Genomic DNA, 17,772 nt, shown 5'->3' on the forward strand with positions numbered 1-17,772 from the left:
GAAACCAGCCAACCAACCTCGCAACCGAATAGCGCGGAACAACTCACAATCACCGGCTATTTCAAACCATACACCTTCAATTGGCTGCAAACCGGCAACTGGTTATCCGGCGCGGTGCAATCCGAGGTGCCGATTCGGTAAATCATCACGTAAACCCGGCCGTTGGCGACCACCGGCGGGATCATCCGCGACATTTTGCCCAGGCCGCCATTATTGTCGTCGCCGGTGCGGAACAGGCGTTTCAGCTTGTTGCCAGGCAGCACCGTGGTCGCGTCGTAGGCGACCAATTGGCCTTCGGCGAACTCCTTATTTGCATCGCCGAATTTGGAATAAACCGCCCAGACAAGGGCAGAACCGAAGTCGATAGCGTGCGGAAACGCCGATGCGGGCGAGGGTTTGCCGGAGACCATCAGCAAACCGCCGGGCATACCGCCGGGAGAGGCGACGCCGACCGAAGCCAGATCGTCGGCTTCGGCGCGGAAGCTGGGCAATTTGCCGTCCAGCGTCGAGAAATCGTAAGCCTTCAGCCGCGAATTTTCGCCCCAGACGTAGACGATACCGCCGCTCTGGTCGCGTTGCGCCAGCGCCAAGGCATGGATATGGTGCATCTTGTTGTTTTCCGGATCGCCGCAGGGTACGAACCAGCCGTGGTCGCTGTGGCCGGCCGCCGGGCACGGCAGACTGCGGTTCAGGTGCTGCGCCCTGTCCCAGTTCTCGTCGATGCCGCCGCCGTAGTAAGTCGCCACCAGCGGCGGTTTGGACAGCAACTGGTTGAAGCGATCGTTTTTCCCCAGATTGAATTTATCCAGCGAATAAATGATGCCGTCCTTGGTGCCTTGCAGCAGCAAACTCGAACCCGGCACCAGCATCGGCCCGGCTGCGCCGAAATCCCAATCCGCGCCAGCGGAACCGGCACCGGCCCGGCCGCAGGACACTTCCGAGTCGTTGTCCTGCCACAGGCAATCCTTATGCGCAACCCGCTCGTCAAGAAAGGCTTTGTAATAATCCACTTGCTCCAACAGCGGCCGGGCGCCGCCAAGGCCGGGCTTGAAGCGCAGTTTGATCATGCTTTCCGCCAGATCGACGCCGCCGTTATTGGACGTACCGTTGGAGGTGGCGACGTAGATCATGTCGTCTTCGGTGACCGGTGCGCCGCCGGCGTGCCAGATGCCGGCGCCCCACGAATTGAACGCGGTCGCGCAGAAGATCGCCGCTTCTTTGGAGAACCCCGGCTGCCCCAGCAGCGCGCGGGTATCGTAGGCGACGACAAAACCGTGCGGATTTTTGCGCCCACCCAGCAGTTTTTCCTCGTTGGCGGCAAATGCCATGACCAAGCCGTTATTCGCGGTCAATGCCAGACCGGCGCGCAACTTGGGATAGACATATTGCTTGGTCTGGTTATTCTCCCGGTAAACCGCACCGGCGTCGTTGAACCAACAGCCGTTGCCTTCCTGCGACCGACCGAAAATCCTCACCGGCGGCGCTTTCCGGCTGCCGTCCGCGGGATTCAAGGCATAGACCCAATAGTCGCGGAGCTTGTTGTCGTTGTTTTTCTTTTGCCAGGAGGCGACGAATAAAGTATTGCTGGCCGGATCGAGGATAGGCGTGGCCGATATGCCCCAGGTCGGCGTGTGCTTCCACATATCCATGTCCTGCGAACTGATTTCCGGCCCCAATTTGACGTTATAAACGGTGGCATTGGTGCGGGCGTTGATGCCGACAACTTCGTTTTTCATCGTCGTGACGACGACCAAATCGTCGCCGTTGGCCGCGTTTTCCAGCACCAATGGCTGGGTTTCGACTTTGGCGTTGAAATCGTAGGTACGCAACAAACCGAAGCGGTCGGGGTTGACGTTATCCTTGTCAAGCAGCACTTCCTGATTGTTGGCGGCGGTGCGGAAATTGTTGCCGGCCCGTTGGGTAATACTGACCGCCACCGCCTGATTGACAAACACACCGCTTAACACGGCCCCGGCAAGACTGAGCGCAATTCGTTTCATGGCGTACTCCGGCTGTGGCAAAAGTCAACTGAGCCTAGAATTTATCGCTCGCCGCTGTCAAGCATTTAATAATCAAGGTTTTTTCTAGTCTGTCCGCCCGCCAACACTACGCCGTTTCAATATCGTGCAATTGCGCCCGCATCACGCTAACCCGGCTGCCGCGGTATATTTCCTCGGCAACAGGCTGCCACCCCAGTGTTTCGTAAAACGCAACCCGATCCGGGGTAAACAAGTACAACTGCTCGTAACCGGCCGCACCGGCTTGGGCCATGACATGCCGCACCAAGCGCCCGCCGATTCCCTGCCGACGAAACTGCGGCGCGACAAACACGCTAGCCAACCAAGGCGTCCACTGCGGTCGGGTTTCCATATCGCAGGCGACAATGGCCGCCGACCCGGCCAGACAACCTTGTCGCTCGTAGACAAAGGTCGATGGAATCAGGCCGGCCTGCAAATAAGACTGCATCCTGGCGATGCGCATCGGCAAGGTTTCGCCCGGATTCAAATACGCCCATTCCGCTTGGTGCCAGGCGGCCAAAGTTGGCAGGTGATGAGGTGCGGCGGTCAAATCGACGATCGACATACGGTTTTGGTTATGTTGTTGAACTGGCCGGAATTATACGGAAACCCGGTGCCATTGAATCCGCGCTTTTTGCCAGCCCCCAACCTGGTCCGGTTTGACAAGCTCGCCCGCCGCGGCATGTTAATCCACTAACGGCCGGTCATATTCAAGCGTTGCAGCGCTGCCGGCATTCGGCGTAACATCGGCGGCAACGCCATCCCCGCGAGGCATACTCTGATGCTGCAAAAACGATTAATCGCGCTGTTGCTGCTCTTGATTTTGTTGCCGACCTTCGCGACCGGCTGGATGGCCTACCGCTTTGCGATCGACGATATTCTTGGCAACCGTCTGGACGCAGTCAGCCGCGTCGCTGAGAGCCGCCTGGAACAACTGGTGATGGTATTGCGCCGGGCCAATAGCCACACCAGTGCCGCTTTGGCAGATTTGTTGGCCGAATGTATGGTCCAGGACCGGCTAAACCGGGACTGCGCGATGCGTAGCGTCAACGATTTCCTGCATCGGGAAGGCGCCGCAGGCGCTTGGCTATTCCGCAGCGATCGGACCGACACGTTGGCGATCGGCAATCCGCCGCTGCCGATCGCCGATTTCGCCCACTTTGGCCGTGAGCAGCTCGCCGGCCTGATTCCATCCGTGCCCGATCGCTCCGGCTATTTTTATACAATTGCCAGCGATCCTGGCCAACCGTGGCAACTGGCTGTGTTTTACCAGGAAGCGCCGATCCAGGCCATTTTTGGCCCCCACGCGGTCCTCGGCCGCTCCGGGGAAAGCCTATTGGCCGACCGGCAAGGCATTTTCGTAACGCCAGCCCGTTACCCGCCGGCCTCAAATCAAGCTCAGGCCACCGCCAACAGTCCTTTGGCGGCCTGCCTGGCCGGAGAAAACGGGCAAGGGCAAGACAAAGATTACCGGGGGCGAGCGGTGATCTACAGCTATCGCCACGTCGCCGAGATCGGCGGCGGCTGCATCCTGGCCCAAATCGAGCAGGACGAAGCCTTCTCGGCAATCCAAAGCCTGAAGCACAACATGTTGCTGGTGGTAACGGCCTTTATTGTGCTGACCGGTTTTACCTCGCAGGCTTTGGCCAAACGCATCGTCGCGCCGATCGCGCGCCTGACCTTGACCGCGCGCCGGATTCGCGACGGCGACTTCAGTCTGCGCGCCGAGGTGAGCGGGCACGACGAAATCGCCGAACTGGCCAGTTCCTTCAATCATATGACCGACGCGCTGGCCGACGCCCAGCACAATCTGGAAACGAAGATCGCAGAACGCACCCTGGCGCTACGTACCAGCGAAGAGCGTTATATCCTGGCAGAGCGGGCCGTCAACGATGGTATCTGGGACTGGAATATCCTGACCCACGAATACTACCTGTCGCCGCGCTGGAATAAAATTCTGGGTTATGCCGCAGGCGAATTGCCGAACGAGGAAGCGATCTTCTTCGAATTGATCCATCCCGACGACAAAGCCAGGGCCAGCGACGCCTTTGCCCGGCACTTGGAACGGAACGAACGCTACTCCACCGAACTGCGCTTACGCCATCGCGACGGCAGTTACCGCTGGGTCCTGGACCGGGGCGAGGCCTTGCGCGACGCAAACGGCCGGCCGGTACGCATGGTCGGTTCGATTACCGATATTACCGAGCGTAAGGCCGCCGAAGCGGAGTTGCTGGAATATCGCGAGCATCTGGAAGAATTGGTGGCGATGGCCACTACGGAAGTCAAGGCCATTGTCCAGACCGCCGTCAACGGGGTGATTTCGATCGACAGCAGCGGCATTATCCGCATGTTCAACCCCGCAGCGGAGAAGCTGTTCGGCTGGCGCAGCGATGAAATCGTCGGCAAAAACGTCTCACTCCTGATGCCGGAACCCGACGCCTCGGCCCACGACGGTTATATCCGCCGATTTCTGGCTCAGCGGCAATCGAGAATCCTCGGTACCGAACGCGAAGTCATCGCCCAACGCAAAGACGGCAGCCGCTTCCCGGCCAGTCTGGCGGTCGGCCACGGCATCATTTCCGAGGGCCGGCACATCTTCGTCGGTTTTATTTCCGATATCACATTGCAAAAACAGGCGGAGCTGGAACTGCGCCAAGCCAAGGAAGCGGCCGAGGCCGCCGCCAAAGCCAAAGCCAACTTCCTGGCCAATATGAGCCACGAAATCCGCACACCGATGAACACGGTGATCGGCTTCGCTGAGGTCGCCCTGCAGGACGCCAACCTGTCGAATGCCACCCGCAATCACATCAAAACCATCCTCAGCTCGGGTCGGCATTTACTGAGCGTGATCAACGACATCCTGGATTTCTCCAAAATCGAGGCCGGCAAAATCGAATTAGAGTCGGTCTGTTTCAACTTGCCGGTCGCAATCCAGGAAGCGCTGCAAATCATGAGTTTGCGCGCCGCGGAAAAGGGTTTACGCATCGATCTGGCGGTTGAGGCCGGCCTGCCCCACCTCTTCGTCGGCGATCCGAATCGGCTGCGGCAGATCATATTAAACCTGGTCGGCAACTCGGTGAAATTCACCGACACCGGCTATATTGCCGTCAGCATCGGCCGGGCGGAACAGCCGGAACTGCTGCATTTCGCCATCGCCGACACCGGCATCGGCATGAGCCCGGAACAAACCGAACGCATCTTCGAATCGTTCTCCCAAGCCGACGCCACCACCAGCCGCCGTTTCGGCGGTACCGGCCTGGGCACCACCATCAGCAAACAAATCGTGGAAATGATGGGCGGGCGGATTTGGGTGGAAAGCCAACTCGGCGTCGGTTCGGTGTTCCATTTTACGGTGCGGCTGCCGGAAGCGGCAGCCAACGACGTCTGCCTGTACGAATCGGCTGCGCCGCGCAAACGGGCTTATTACTCGCCGCGCCGCTTCAAAATCCTGTTGGCCGAGGATGTGGAAGCCAACGCGAAACTGGCTAGCCTGCGCCTGGAACAACAAGGCCACCGGGTACGCTGGGTCAAAAACGGCGCCGAGGCCGTCGCGGCCTACCACGAATCCGACTTCGACTTGATTCTGATGGACTTGCAAATGCCGGTCCTGGACGGCATCCAGGCCACCCGTCAAATCCGCGAACTGGAGCAAGGCAGCCTGCGCCGGATTCCGATTTTGGCGCTGACCGCCAGCGTCCTCAGTCATGAACGCCGGGAGTCGCTGGCGGCCGGGATCGACGCGATTGTCGGCAAACCGATCGACATCGACGAACTGCTGGCGCAGATGGAAAATCTGACGCCGCCCGGTTTCGGCATTGCCAATAACGGCGGAGCGCCCGCGCCCACCAACGAAACCGCCGTCGATTTCGCACCGCTGGCCGACGTTGCCGACTACCGGAAAGGCTTGAGCAATTGGCTGGACCCTTTGATTTACGCCGATGCCCTGCTTAATTTCGCTGCGCAACACGCGGCCGACGCCGACAACATTCAGCTCAGTCTGGCAAACGGCGACATTGAAGCCGCCAAGCGCAGCGCACACGCCCTGAAAGGCGTGGCCGGCAATCTGGCATTGGTCGACATCGCAGCCTTGGCCGCCAACATCGATGCCGAACTGAAGAACGGCACACCGGCGCTGGCCGCAGCCCAAATCGACCGTTTGCGCAGTGCACTCGACCAAGCCGCCGCGGCAGTCCGCCGGCTCGAGTTGCCGGAAAAACAGCCGGTGGCCAGCGCGGAAGCCTTCGACGCCGCGCACATCGCCGATCTGTTGCAACAATTGCTGCGGAACCTGGACACGTTGAATCCGGAAAAAGTCGAGCCGGTGTTGCAGGATCTGGCGCCTTACCTGACAGCAACCGAATTGCAAGCCATCCGCTACGAATTGGACAGCTTCGATTTCGACGGCGCCAAGGCAGCGGTCGGACGGTTGCAGGCCAAACTCGCCGGTGCCGCAGAAGGAGAGCAAGCATGAAAGACAGTTACAAACTGCTGCTGGTCGACGACGAACCGAACAATCTGAAGGTGTTGCAGCAAATCCTGAAAGACCGCTACGAGCTGATTTTCGCCATCAACGGCGAAAAAGCGCTGGCCGCAGCGCGCGACCACCGGCCGGACCTGATTCTGCTGGACATCATGATGCCGGACATGGACGGTTATCAGGTCTGCATCCACTTGAAAGCAGACGCCGGCACCGCGAAGATTCCGGTCATTTTCGTCACGGCGATGGGCGAAACCGAAAACGAGGCCTACGGTTTCGACGTCGGTGCGGTGGACTACATTCAAAAGCCGGTTTCCGGCCCGATCGTGCTGCGCCGGGTCCAGACCCACCTGTCGCTGGTCCGGGTTGAGGAACTGGATGACTTGGCCCGCGCCGCGATCGAAATGCTGGGCGCCGCCGGCCATTACAACGACCCTTACACCGGCGACCACATTTGGCGGATGGCGGCCTATTCGGCGGCGCTGGCCCGTGCTGCCGGCTGGAGCCCGGCGCAAGTGGAAATGATCAAGCTGGCCGCCCCGACCCACGACACCGGCAAGATTGGCATTCCGCACGCGATCTTGAAGGCGCAATCCGGTTTGGCCGGCCGCGATTGGGACATCATGAAAACGCATTCGCAAATCGGCTACGACATACTGAGCAAGACCGACAATCCGGTATTCAAAATGGCCGCCGAAATCGCTCATTACCACCACGAACGCTGGGACGGCACCGGATATCCGGCCGGCTTGGCCGGCGCAGCCATCCCCGAATCGGCCCGCATCGTCGCAATTGCCGACGTGTTCGATGCCTTGAGCAGCAAACGGCCTTACAAACCAGCCTGGCCGCAGGAAACGGTCCTGGAAACGATGCGTAGCGGCGCAGGCAGCCATTTCGACCCGCATTTGCTGGAACTGTTCATGGCGATCATGCCGGAAATACTGGCATTGAAGGCGCAGTTCGCGCCTTGAGCCGCGCCCGAACGGCAAGCCGAGAAACAGGCTCATGTCGGCGCTGGGTACGCGCCCGACGCGAGCGTTTCAAATCGATTCGCGATACATTTCCAGATAAATCCGCCGCATGCGTTGCAAGTGCGCCGGGTCGGCGGCGCCGGCCCCGTAGCGGGCTGCTTCGAACAAGTGCGTCAGCTCCTGAGCGTGGCGCTGGACCTGCCGACGCTGCAGCCGGTTGATCTGCGCCAGATATTCGCGCGTATTGCTGAAGCGCGATCTGGGCAATTCGCCGAGCGCAAACAAGCGTTCCATCGCCCGGTAGTATTGGCAAGCGCCGGGCTCGCCCCCGGCGTGGCGTCCGCAGCGGCCCAGATACCAATAATCCCAACGGCTAGCCAGCCAGATCGCCCAAGGCGTCTCCCGCAGCAGATTGCGGAAAGCCAGTATCACGGCCAGCAGAATCAATCCCAGCAACGCGAACATCAAATCCAGCCAATGTTCGCGCAGCCATTGCCGCAGCCAGCGCCACCAATCGAAGACGAGCAATACCGCCGGCTCTAGCGTTTCGCTGAATCCGGCCAGTTGCTCAATCGCCGATTTTTGCCAGTGCGGCATATGCGGCCGCTGCGCCGCGGCGCGCATGTCCTGCGGACCGGGCCAGTGCATGCCCGGCCATTGCAAACCTTGGCCGCCACCGGTTCCGTTTTCGGCGGTCCCGCCCTGGCTTTTAGTTGCGGCGGAACCGGTCTGCCCGCCGGACTCCGCCTGTTCCAGCTCGCCGCCCGGCGCCTGCGGAATATCCTGGCCGAAGCGCGATTCCAGATAAGGCCAACTGACTTGCGGCGTCAACAGGTACAAGCCGCCGCCGAGCAACAAGATGCTCAGCGTGGCGGCCAAGCTGGCGGCGCCCTGCCCCTGGCTGCTCGATGTCCGCGCCAGGCCGGTCAGGCGCAGGTCGTCGCTACGCTGGCCAATCTGGCTGGCAACCAAGGTAAACACGGCGGCAATCAGATACGGCAGGATATAAAACAGCATGGTCCAGTCCGCCCGGTAGTGGGAAGCGGCAAACAGCACCAAGGCCAGCGAGGTCAACAACCCCAGGTGCAACTGGCGGCGGCTGGCGGTCGCGCAATTGTAAGCCGCTTGCAGCATCGCCAGCAGGTACAGGCCGGCGCGCGGCATGCCCCACAGCGGCAAGAATGCGAACACGAACAACACCAAACCGAAAAACAACACGAATTTTTGGGCAATGCCGCCCCAGCCGCCGGCTTTTCGGGCTTGGCGCCAGCCAACGGCCAGAGTGCCGCCGAACACCACCGACCAAAACAGCATTTCCCTGCCGAAGCTGCCGTAGCCGATATCCAAAAACGCGTTGCAGGCCAGCGCCAACAGTTGCGCGGCAAATAACCCGGCATACAGCGCTCCGGCAAGTTTGGTTTCGCTCACGAATTGAATACCTCGGTCAAATCGTCGCCTTTACGCACGGTCAGGCTCGGCACGCCCATCTCCAACAGGCCCAGGGTCAAATCCCTTCGCCGCGGTGCGGCGGCCATGCCGGCGCCGCTCGGAAAAAAACTGTCGCGATCGAAGTTTACCGCCAGCAAATTGGCGCCTCTGGCGCGCAGCAAGGCCAGCGCTTGCAGCGTCGCCGTGTCCCGGTGCGGCGGTTCGCTGAGCAGCAACACCACGGTTTCGCCGCGCTGGCAATGCAACGCGATGTCGGTCAACAGTTCGGCGTAGGGGGTGCGGCCGTCGCTGTCCGCCACGGCCAAGGCGTCCAACATATGCTGAAAGTGCAAGTCGCCTTTACCGGAAGCAAAGCGCACGGTTTGTGCCCCGTAAGCCAGCAAGCGGCTATGGATGTTTTGGCGGCAGGCATATCCGGCGACCGATGCGGCGACGCGTATCGCATACTCCAGGGTGCTGTGGCGGCCGCGGCCGACATTGGCGTCCTTGGCCAAATCCAGTGCAATGTAAAGGCAAGCCGAAGCCAGCGGTTCGAATTCTTTTACCATCAATTCGTTCATCCGCGCGGTGGTCGGCCAGTGCACGTGGCGCGGGTTGTCGCCGCTGCGGTATTCGCGCAGGCCGGCGAACTCGGCCGCTCCGGCGCCCTCCGGCAAACAGTAGGCGCCGCGGTGAATCTGACTGGGCGCACCGAGCAAGGCCAAGGCCTGGATCGGAAACAATTTGGGGTAGATCGTGAATCCTGGCGTCGTCTGTTCTCCGGCGATACGCACTTCCGCCAAACCTAACGGAAACGACGAAGCCAGGCCGACCGGCCCCAGCAGGTAAAAGCCGCGTTTTTCGCATTGCAACGTCAACTCGAAACGGCGGCTAGCGCCGCCGGGGATGTACGAAATCCCGCCGAGCAAGCGAGCACCGGCGGCAGGCAGCGATTCGGCGGCGCCGACAAAAGGCAAATGGTCGGCTAACTCCAGCATAAAGCGCGGCAGCCGGCCACGGTTATGCACTTCGAATTCGAATTTAACCGTATCGCCTTCCAAAGCCCGTTGCGGGGCGATCCGACGGATTGCCACCCGCTTCAACAACAGGTAAGGCCAAAGCAAACCGCTCAGTAAACCGCCGCCGATCAAGGCCGCCAATAGCCAAGGCAGACTTTGTTCGCGGGCGATGGCGGCGGCATAAGCCGCCAACGCAAAACCGGCCAGTATCCAAAACCGGCGTTGAACCGACATTGGCCTACACCACCGGCGGCGGCAATTGGCCGAGAATCTCGGCCAGAATTTCGCCGGCGCTGCGGCCCAGCACCGCCGCCTGCGGCCGCACCAACAACCGGTGCTCCAGTACCGCCGGCGCGATTAGCTTCACCAAATCCGGAGTGACGAAGGCTTGGCCGCGCAAATAGGCCAAACCTTGCGCGGCGCGCGCCAGCGCCAAGGTTGCGCGTGGGCTGGCGCCCAAACGAAGATCGGCGTGTTTGCGGCTGGCAGCGCCGATACCGACGACGTAGGCGGCCACATCAGGGCTGATATAGACATTTTTCACCTCGGCGCGCGCCGCCAGAATTTGGGCTTCGGTGGTAACCGGTTGCAGGGTCTCGATCGGATGGTTGTGCGCTTGCGCCGCCAAAATTTTGATTTCCTGGTCGATGTTGGGATAGCCCATATGCAGCCGGATGAAAAAACGGTCCAACTGCGCCTCCGGCAGCGCATGGGTGCCGGCCATGTCAATCGGGTTTTGCGTAGCCATGACCGTGAATAATTTCGGTAATTCGTAACTTTGGCCGTCGACGCTGACGTGAAACTCTTCCATGCATTCCAGCAATGCCGACTGGGCCCGCGGCGTCGCCCGGTTGATTTCGTCGGCCAATAGCAATTGGGTGAATACCGGGCCGGGACGGAATTCGAAATCCGCGCTTTTCTGGTTGTATACCGCGACGCCGGTGATGTCCGACGGCAATAAATCGGGCGTGCATTGCAGGCGCTTCATGTCGACTTGGATCGACCGCGCCAATGCCCGCGCCAACATGGTTTTGCCGGTTCCCGGCACGTCTTCCAGCAGAATGTGGCCTTTGCAAAGGATGGCGACGCAAGCCAGTTCGATGACCGGCCGTTTGCCGACGATGACGCGTTCGACGTTTTCGATCAGGGTGTGAATGTTTTCCATAGCTAGCTATTGAGTTGAATCAGGAATTCGGACCGGCTTGGCCCAAGATCGGCTTATCGGCAAAAATGACCAGCAAGGCCAATAGCCCGACCGCCAAAGCAGAAGTACTCGCCGCGGCCGCCGACAAGCCCAAATACGCCAATGCCGACAGAAAAATGAAGTAGATCGACGGCACGATTCCGGATAAACCAACGTAACTCCCGTAACCGGCAAGTAAAACCCAGACCAGCAGATTCAGGCCGACGACCCAGCGCACCGGATAGTAAACCGCCGGATGCAAGCGATCTTTATTTCTGGCCAGGGCCAGAAACACGATCAAATAAGCCAGTAACAATCCATAACCGTAACCGAAAAACTCCGGATTTGCCGCAGCGGTCGAATTGTTGTTCAACACATAGAGCACGCTGCCGTCCAACACATTGGCCGGAATCAGATACTGCTGCAGATTGCGTTCGTTGCCGCCAATGTCCGCGGCGATATCCGGAAAACAGAACACCGCGTCCTGCGGCACGATTAACGAGCCTTGCGCCATCCGCAGTTGCGGATACACGGCCACCGGCTGGGCGTTCACCGTCAGGGTTTGCCCGGCAAAACCGACTTGGTCGCCCGGCATGCCCTGAATCCGAGTGATTTGCAGTTGTCCGGCAGCGTCGGTATAGCGGACCAAACGCCCCCGGCTCAATTCAATCCGATTCGACATCACCATGAATGCATTCTGACTCAGTTCGCGATAAGCCGGATTGGCGGACGCCATGCGGCTGACAGGATGGTTCAACGGCGCGTGGATTAACGGAAATCCGAAAACGATGCCGGCCAACAGGCATAACAGATTCGGCCAAATTCTTAGGCTGGTAAGCATGAAGCTCCTGGTTGGGGTCAATTGCAAAGGGCCGGCCAAGCGCCGCGACTGGCTGGTCGGCTCTAGCGTTGTTGCTGGGTAGCGTAAACATAGTCCAAGTTTTGGATTGCGTTGCCATGACTCGCTGCGTTACGGCGGGTATGCAATTGCGGCAGTTTGGCTATGGTTATGGCTATAACTTGATAAACTAAGGCCGCCCCCGGTTTCCGCTACCGGCCGGTTTTGGCCGACAGTAGACCGATTCGAATATCAAGGAGAATTTATGCGTTATTGGCTGATGAAATCGGAACCGGAAACCTTCGGTATCGACGATTTATATGCGCGGCCGCAGCAAACCGAACATTGGGACGGCGTCCGCAATTACCAGGCACGCAACATGATGCGCGACGAGATGAAAATCGGCGACCAAATCTTGTTTTACCACTCCAATTGCGACGAGCCCGGCGTTGTCGGCATTGCCGAGGTGGTCAGGGAAAGTTATCCGGATTTCACGGCGTTCGATCCGGACGACAAGCATTTCGATCCGAAAAGCCATCCGGATAAGCCGACCTGGTTCATGGTCGACGTCAAGTTCGTGCGGAAACTGTCGCGCACGATCAGCCTGCGCGAGCTGAAAACCAAATCCGAGCTGGGCGAGCTGGCTTTGTTGCGCCGCGGCAATCGGCTGTCGATCATGCCGGTCAGCGCCGAGCAGTGGGCGTTTATTCTGGCGCTGGAATAGCCGCAGTGCCGGCGGCAAGGTAACGCTCGTGGAAATCAAACTGCCGCTGGATGCCAATCTGCAAGCCGCCCTGAACAAAGTCAGCGCCGCCTTTCCGGAGCTGAAACTGAATCAGGTTCTGGAAGCCAAGATCGCCGTCAATCAAGCCCAATTGAATCTGCTGACGGTAAACATGGCCGGCAAGGCCTTGACGCTGCAGACGCCCCTGCCCTTGCCGTTCGCTGCCGGCCAAAGCTTGCAGCTGCAAGTGGTCAAATTATTGCCGACGCCGGAATTCAAATTGATCGCGCCGCCGCTACCGGCCAGCGCCAAGCCGACAGTCAGCGGCGAAGCGCCGCTGCTGAAACTGGCAACCGCCGCCGCGCCGGCAGCCGGCAATCCGTTACCAAACCTGCAACTCGGCCAGGCCGTGCCGGCCCAGGTGGTCAGCGTCGGCAAACAGGGCGTGACGCTGCAATTGGCTATGCCATTGCCGGCATCCGGCCAAACCGCAACCGATAACGCCGCCGGCCATTCGCCAGCTCAGCCGATCACCTTGGATAGCCGGCAATTGATCGAGGCCGATCCGGCCAAACCGGTGCTGGTGCCGGGTAGCCGCATCGAATTGCAACTGGTCAAGGCCGGCTCGCCGCCATTGTTCAGCGTCAGTCTGGCGCCGGCGGACTTGGAAGCTGAACTGGTCGCTGCCGCTTTCAAACAAGCCCTGCCGCAGCAAAGTTCGCCCCTGCTCATGCTGAACCGGCTGGACCATGCCCTTGGCGAATTGATCGCCGATAAAACCGTTGGCGAAACCCTGAAACATCTGGCTTTGCAGATTTTGCGGGCGATTCCGGATAAATCGGCGTTGTTCCAACCCAACGATCTGAAAACAGCTGTCGCTCGCTCCGGCCTGTTCCTGGAAGCGCAATTGGCGCAAGCCGGCCGGCAGCAGGCGCCGCCTATGTTAGCGGACGATTTCAAGCTCAGACTGAGCAAGTTTATTGCGCAATTGGCGCTGGAATTGAAACCGGCTGCGGCGGAACATTCCGCCTCCGCCAGCGAACCGCTGCTGAGAGAGCTGTTGCAACAAGCCGAGGGCAGTCTGGCGAAATTAACCTTGGACCAGTTGCATTCGTTGCCGAAAGACGATGCGCCGCGTCAGGTTTGGGTGTTGGAGCTGCCTTTCTTGCAAAACGGTAAGCCGGACCTGCTGGAACTGGTCGTGGAGCACGATCGAGACGGCAACGGCAACCCGGCCGGACAGAACAACTGGGTAGTGAGCATTACCATTACCCCGCCGGAACTTGCTACAATACATTGCAAGCTCTCCTGTTACGACGGTAGCGTCAACACCCGTTTCTGGAGCGAATCGGCCGATACGGTCGAAAAAATTAACGCGCGTCTCGACTACCTGAGACGGCAATTCGAAGAAAAAGGATTGAAGCCCGGTTTTATGGATGCCCAACAAGGCAAACCTGCCCAAGAACACTCGCCGATAGCGTCGCCGCAAAGCTTGTTAAGCGAAAAAGTCTAGCTGCCTAACCTTGAACAGCCCGCTCACGTTCAGCCTTTACACTCATTTCCGCTTCGGCCGCCGCGCCGCGGCGTGCGCCGTTCATCCATTGGAGATACAGATTCATGTCTAACCAGCAAGTCACCCTTACCCAGTTCATCATCGAACAGCAGCGCGGTCTGCCGGACGCTTCGGGGACCTTTACCCTGTTGCTGAACAACATCGTCACCGCCTGCAAACAAATCTCGCATCGGGTGAACTGCGGAGCCTTGATCGGCGTGTTAGGCAGCGCCGAATCGGAAAACGTGCAGGGCGAGGTCCAGAAAAAACTGGACATCATCACTAACGACATCATGGTCAAAGCCCTGGATTGGAGCGGTTCTTTGGGCGGCATGGCCTCCGAAGAAATCAACGATCCGATCAAGATTCCGAAGCAATATCCGAAAGGCAAATATCTGGTGTTGTTCGACCCGCTGGACGGTTCGTCCAATATCGACATCAACATGACCGTCGGCACCATTTTCTCGATTCTGCGTTGCCGCGAAGGCATCGAACCGGAAACCGAAGATTTTCTGCGCCGCGGCACCGAACAGGTCTGCGCCGGTTTCGTGTTGTACGGGCCGTCGACGATGCTGGTGCTGACCACCGGCAACGGCGTCAACGGCTTTACTTTGGACCAGGACGTCGGCGAGTTCATCCTGACCCATTGCAACATGAAAATTCCGGAAGACAGCAGCGAGTTTGCCATCAATATGTCCAACCAGCGCTTTTGGGAGCCGCCGGTGAAACGCTATATCGACGAATGCGTGGCCGGCGAAGACGGTCCGCGCGGCAAAAATTTCAACATGCGCTGGGTGGCGTCGCTGGTGGCCGAGGTGTACCGGATCTTAAACCGCGGCGGGGTGTTTCTATATCCGCACGACTTGCGCGACCCGAGCAAACCGGGCAAGCTGCGTCTGATGTACGAAGCCAATCCGATGGCATTCATCATCGAGCAAGCCGGCGGTTTATGCAGCACCGGCCGGGAACGGATTTTGGATTTGAAACCGAACAGCATCCATCAACGGGTGCCGTTGATTTTGGGCTCGAAAAACGAAGTCGAGCGCATCATTGCCTACCATCAACAGGATTGAATATTTAAAACCAGAAACCGACTCGGGATGAGTCGGTAGCCGGTTGTGGCCGGCGCGTCTACCTTATTTATCGGAAATTTAGTTTAACGTGACGATTAAAAATCAAGTCAATTGTGCCAACTGCGGCTTGGACAATATTTGTTTACCCCGCGGCTTGTCGCAGAGCGAAATCAACAACATCAGCCAAGTCGTAAAAGCCCGCAAAACCTTACAACGCGGAGACTTCATTTACCGGGAAGGCGACAACTTTCGCGGCATTCTGGCCATCAAATCCGGTAGCGCCAAACTGGTGGCCAACGACAGCCACGGCAACGAACATATTTTGAATATTTTGCTGCCCGGCGAATTGCTGGGATTCGACGGCCTATCGGAAGACAAACACAACTGCGCGGCGATTGCGCTGGAAACCATGAGTTTTTGCATATTGCCGGCCGACAACATGGACGACTTGTTCAAAAACGTGCCGAGTCTGACCAGGGAATTGTTTCGCCATACCGGAGAAAAAATGCTGGAAGACAAAAACCAGTTGGTACTAAGCAAGCGCCCGGCCGACGAGCGGCTGGCCTACTTCTTGATCAGCCTGTCCGAGCGCTTGAAGCGGCGCGGATTTTCCTCGTCCGAATTCAAGTTGTCGTTGACCCGCCAGGAAATCGGAAACCATCTCGGCTTGGCGCTGGAAACCGTCAGCCGGCTGCTGAAAAAATTCCAGGACGACGAACTGATCGTGGTGCAGAACCGTTTTATCGCGATCAAAAACCCGACCGGCCTGCGCAACATGCTGTTGCCTTTGGAATAAATCAGTTTTTGATGCCGATGCCTTTGTGCAGTAAAAACAGGCTCAGGCCGGCCAGCAGCAGAATAAAGCCGGCCGTCATCGCAAACGCAATCTGAATTTGCACGTCGCTGACGCCGATCATGCCGTAACGAAAGGCGTTGATCATGTACAAAATCGGATTGCCCTGAGCAACCTTCTGCCAGATACCGGGCAGCATTTCGACCGAGTAAAACACGCCGCCCAAATAGCTGAGCGGCGTCAGGATGAAGTTCGGGATGATGGAAATATCGTCAAAACTGTCGGCGAAGACGGCATTGATGAAGCCGGCCAAGGCAAACAAGGTCGCTGTCAACACGAATACCGCTGCCGCGATATCCCAATGCAAAATTGCCGTGTCGGTGAAGGCCATCGAAATACCGGCCACGACCAAGCCCACCAAAACGCCGCGGGCGATGCCGCCGCAAACGTAACCGGACAAAATCACATAATTCGGCACCGGCGCCACCAGCAGCTCTTCGATATGGCGCTGAAACTTGGTGGAATAAAACGAAGAAACCACGTTCGAATAGGAATGACTGATCACCGACATCAAAATAATGCCGGGCACGATGTAATCCATATAGCGGACGCCGTGCACCAAGCCGATCCGGTCGCCGATCAATTTGCCGAAGATCAGAAAATACAAGGCCGTAGTGATGGCCGGCGGCAGCAAGGTTTGCGGCCAGATCCGGGTGAAGCGGCGAATTTCCTTGATTAAGATGGTCGAAAAGGCCACGGAATAGTTCATTGCACCAAGTCCAGGAAAAGTTGTTCAAGACGGTTGGATTTGTTACGCAGACTCAACACTTCAATCTGCCGGGCGGAGAGCTCCTGAAACAATCGGTTTAAACCGAGGCTTTTCGGCACGGCCACTTCCAGACTGCGTTCCGAGACCAATTCGATATGGTAACCGGGGATCGCCGGCACGCCGCTCAGACTGCGCCCGACATCCAGCACGAAATGGTCGGTATGCATCCGGCCCAGCAATTGATGCATCGCCGATTTCTCGATGATCTGGCCGTTGTTGATGATCGCAATATTGCGACACAGGCTTTCCGCCTCTTCCAGATAGTGGGTCGTCAGGATGATGGTCGTGCCTTGTTTGTTTACCGCCTGCATCATCTCCCACATCGAACGCCGGATCTCGATGTCGACTCCGGCGGTCGGTTCATCCAGAATCAGCAGCCGCGGCGAATGCACCATCGCCCGCGCGATCATCAAGCGCCGTTTCATGCCACCCGACAACCGCCGCGACACGGTATCGCGCTTATCCCACAGTTCAACCTGGCGCAAGCACTGCTCGGTGCGTTGCATCGCCAACTTGCGCGGAATCCCGTAATAACCGGCCTGGTTGAAAACCACGCTGAAACAGGTTTCGAATTGGTTGAAGTTGATTTCCTGCGGCACCGCGCCGATGCAGGTTTTTGCCGCGACCGGGTCGGTGTCCAGATCGTGGTCGAAGATGCTGACCTTGCCGCTGGTTTTATTGACCAAAGAACTGATGATGCCGATCAACGTGGATTTGCCGGCGCCGTTGGGGCCGAGTAACGCGAAAAAGTCACCGCGTTCGACTTCCAGATCCACGCCCTTCAAGGCCTCGAAGCCGTTGCTATACGTTTTTTTTAAGTTTTGAATGGATAAAGCCGTCATGCTCTAAGTTATAATGGCCGCCGAT

At 58.6% G+C, this 17,772-nt stretch carries 14 protein-coding genes; 6 read left to right on the forward strand and 8 right to left on the reverse strand.

Annotated elements, in window-relative coordinates; all coding sequences use genetic code 11:
* Positions 1-56: 56 nt before the first annotated feature.
* Positions 57-2,000: a hypothetical protein gene (locus tag ACH518_RS15110; RefSeq protein ID WP_445370687.1), complete on the reverse strand. Its 1,944-nt coding sequence runs from the start codon at positions 1,998-2,000 to the stop codon at positions 57-59.
* Positions 2,001-2,106: 106 nt separating this feature from the next.
* Positions 2,107-2,583, reverse strand: coding sequence for a GNAT family N-acetyltransferase (locus tag ACH518_RS15115; RefSeq protein WP_445370688.1), 477 nt, complete (start codon positions 2,581-2,583; stop codon positions 2,107-2,109).
* A 216-nt stretch (positions 2,584-2,799) separates the two neighbouring features.
* Between ACH518_RS15115 and ACH518_RS15120 the strand changes: the two genes are divergently transcribed.
* Positions 2,800-6,489 carry a PAS domain S-box protein gene (locus tag ACH518_RS15120; RefSeq protein ID WP_445370689.1) on the forward strand — a complete coding sequence of 1,230 codons (3,690 nt, stop codon included), beginning with the start codon at positions 2,800-2,802 and terminating at the stop codon, positions 6,487-6,489.
* Entirely contained in the window at positions 6,486-7,466 is a 981-nt protein-coding gene (locus ACH518_RS15125; RefSeq protein ID WP_140912929.1) for a response regulator, read from the forward strand. The genes ACH518_RS15120 and ACH518_RS15125 overlap by 4 nt, the downstream gene beginning before the upstream one ends.
* A gap of 69 nt (positions 7,467-7,535) precedes the next feature.
* Here ACH518_RS15125 and ACH518_RS15130 read toward each other — a convergent pair whose 3' ends face one another.
* Genes ACH518_RS15130 through ACH518_RS15145 form a run of 4 tightly spaced genes read right to left on the reverse strand, consistent with a single transcriptional unit; the run spans position 7,536 to position 11,937 of the window.
* Positions 7,536-8,894, reverse strand: a complete 1,359-nt coding sequence (locus ACH518_RS15130) for a DUF4129 domain-containing protein (RefSeq protein ID WP_445370690.1) — start codon at positions 8,892-8,894, stop codon at positions 7,536-7,538.
* Complete coding sequence (locus tag ACH518_RS15135; protein WP_445370691.1) at positions 8,891-10,147, reverse strand: DUF58 domain-containing protein; 1,257 nt, start codon at positions 10,145-10,147, stop codon at positions 8,891-8,893. Before ACH518_RS15135 ends, ACH518_RS15130 begins: the two co-directional genes overlap by 4 nt.
* Positions 10,148-10,151: 4 nt before the next feature.
* Complete coding sequence (locus ACH518_RS15140) at positions 10,152-11,078, reverse strand: AAA family ATPase (protein ID WP_445370692.1); 927 nt, start codon at positions 11,076-11,078, stop codon at positions 10,152-10,154.
* A gap of 19 nt (positions 11,079-11,097) precedes the next feature.
* Positions 11,098-11,937: a hypothetical protein gene (locus ACH518_RS15145; RefSeq protein ID WP_445370693.1), complete on the reverse strand. Its 840-nt coding sequence runs from the start codon at positions 11,935-11,937 to the stop codon at positions 11,098-11,100.
* Positions 11,938-12,199: 262 nt separating this feature from the next.
* Between ACH518_RS15145 and ACH518_RS15150 the strand changes: the two genes are divergently transcribed.
* From ACH518_RS15150 to ACH518_RS15165, 4 genes are all read left to right on the forward strand, one after another.
* The gene (locus tag ACH518_RS15150) at positions 12,200-12,658 is read left to right on the forward strand and encodes an EVE domain-containing protein (RefSeq protein ID WP_278211776.1); all 459 of its coding nucleotides are present in this window, start codon (positions 12,200-12,202) and stop codon (positions 12,656-12,658) included.
* Between the two features lie 28 nt (positions 12,659-12,686).
* Complete coding sequence (gene fliK / locus ACH518_RS15155; protein ID WP_445370694.1) at positions 12,687-14,171, forward strand: flagellar hook-length control protein FliK; 1,485 nt, start codon at positions 12,687-12,689, stop codon at positions 14,169-14,171.
* Positions 14,172-14,275: 104 nt separating this feature from the next.
* The gene (locus ACH518_RS15160; RefSeq protein ID WP_445370695.1) at positions 14,276-15,283 is read left to right on the forward strand and encodes a class 1 fructose-bisphosphatase; all 1,008 of its coding nucleotides are present in this window, start codon (positions 14,276-14,278) and stop codon (positions 15,281-15,283) included.
* Positions 15,284-15,371: 88 nt separating this feature from the next.
* Complete coding sequence (locus ACH518_RS15165; protein ID WP_140912921.1) at positions 15,372-16,079, forward strand: helix-turn-helix domain-containing protein; 708 nt, start codon at positions 15,372-15,374, stop codon at positions 16,077-16,079.
* A gap of 1 nt (position 16,080) precedes the next feature.
* Here the strand turns inward: ACH518_RS15165 and ACH518_RS15170 are convergent, their stop codons facing one another.
* Together ACH518_RS15170 and ACH518_RS15175 are read right to left on the reverse strand one after the other, a co-directional pair.
* Positions 16,081-16,845: an ABC transporter permease gene (locus ACH518_RS15170; RefSeq protein WP_140912920.1), complete on the reverse strand. Its 765-nt coding sequence runs from the start codon at positions 16,843-16,845 to the stop codon at positions 16,081-16,083.
* Positions 16,842-17,747 carry an ABC transporter ATP-binding protein gene (locus tag ACH518_RS15175; RefSeq protein ID WP_140912919.1) on the reverse strand — a complete coding sequence of 302 codons (906 nt, stop codon included), beginning with the start codon at positions 17,745-17,747 and terminating at the stop codon, positions 16,842-16,844. Before ACH518_RS15175 ends, ACH518_RS15170 begins: the two co-directional genes overlap by 4 nt.
* Positions 17,748-17,772 lie beyond the last annotated feature (25 nt).

The organism is Methylomonas sp. HW2-6, from assembly GCF_052474525.1.

Excerpts from the sequence above, each read along its gene's own strand:
- ACH518_RS15110 (WP_445370687.1), bottom strand. The coding sequence starts at position 2,000 with ATGAAACGAATTGCGCTCAGTCTTGCCGGGGCCGTGTTAAGCGGTGTG.
- ACH518_RS15150 (WP_278211776.1), top strand. The coding sequence starts at position 12,200 with ATGCGTTATTGGCTGATGAAATCGGAACCGGAAACCTTCGGTATCGAC.
- ACH518_RS15145 (WP_445370693.1), bottom strand. The coding sequence starts at position 11,937 with ATGCTTACCAGCCTAAGAATTTGGCCGAATCTGTTATGCCTGTTGGCC.
- ACH518_RS15170 (WP_140912920.1), bottom strand. The coding sequence starts at position 16,845 with ATGAACTATTCCGTGGCCTTTTCGACCATCTTAATCAAGGAAATTCGC.
- ACH518_RS15135 (WP_445370691.1), bottom strand. The coding sequence starts at position 10,147 with ATGTCGGTTCAACGCCGGTTTTGGATACTGGCCGGTTTTGCGTTGGCG.
- ACH518_RS15140 (WP_445370692.1), bottom strand. The coding sequence starts at position 11,078 with ATGGAAAACATTCACACCCTGATCGAAAACGTCGAACGCGTCATCGTC.
- ACH518_RS15120 (WP_445370689.1), top strand. The coding sequence starts at position 2,800 with ATGCTGCAAAAACGATTAATCGCGCTGTTGCTGCTCTTGATTTTGTTG.
- ACH518_RS15160 (WP_445370695.1), top strand. The coding sequence starts at position 14,276 with ATGTCTAACCAGCAAGTCACCCTTACCCAGTTCATCATCGAACAGCAG.
- ACH518_RS15175 (WP_140912919.1), bottom strand. The coding sequence starts at position 17,747 with ATGACGGCTTTATCCATTCAAAACTTAAAAAAAACGTATAGCAACGGC.
- ACH518_RS15115 (WP_445370688.1), bottom strand. The coding sequence starts at position 2,583 with ATGTCGATCGTCGATTTGACCGCCGCACCTCATCACCTGCCAACTTTG.
- ACH518_RS15125 (WP_140912929.1), top strand. The coding sequence starts at position 6,486 with ATGAAAGACAGTTACAAACTGCTGCTGGTCGACGACGAACCGAACAAT.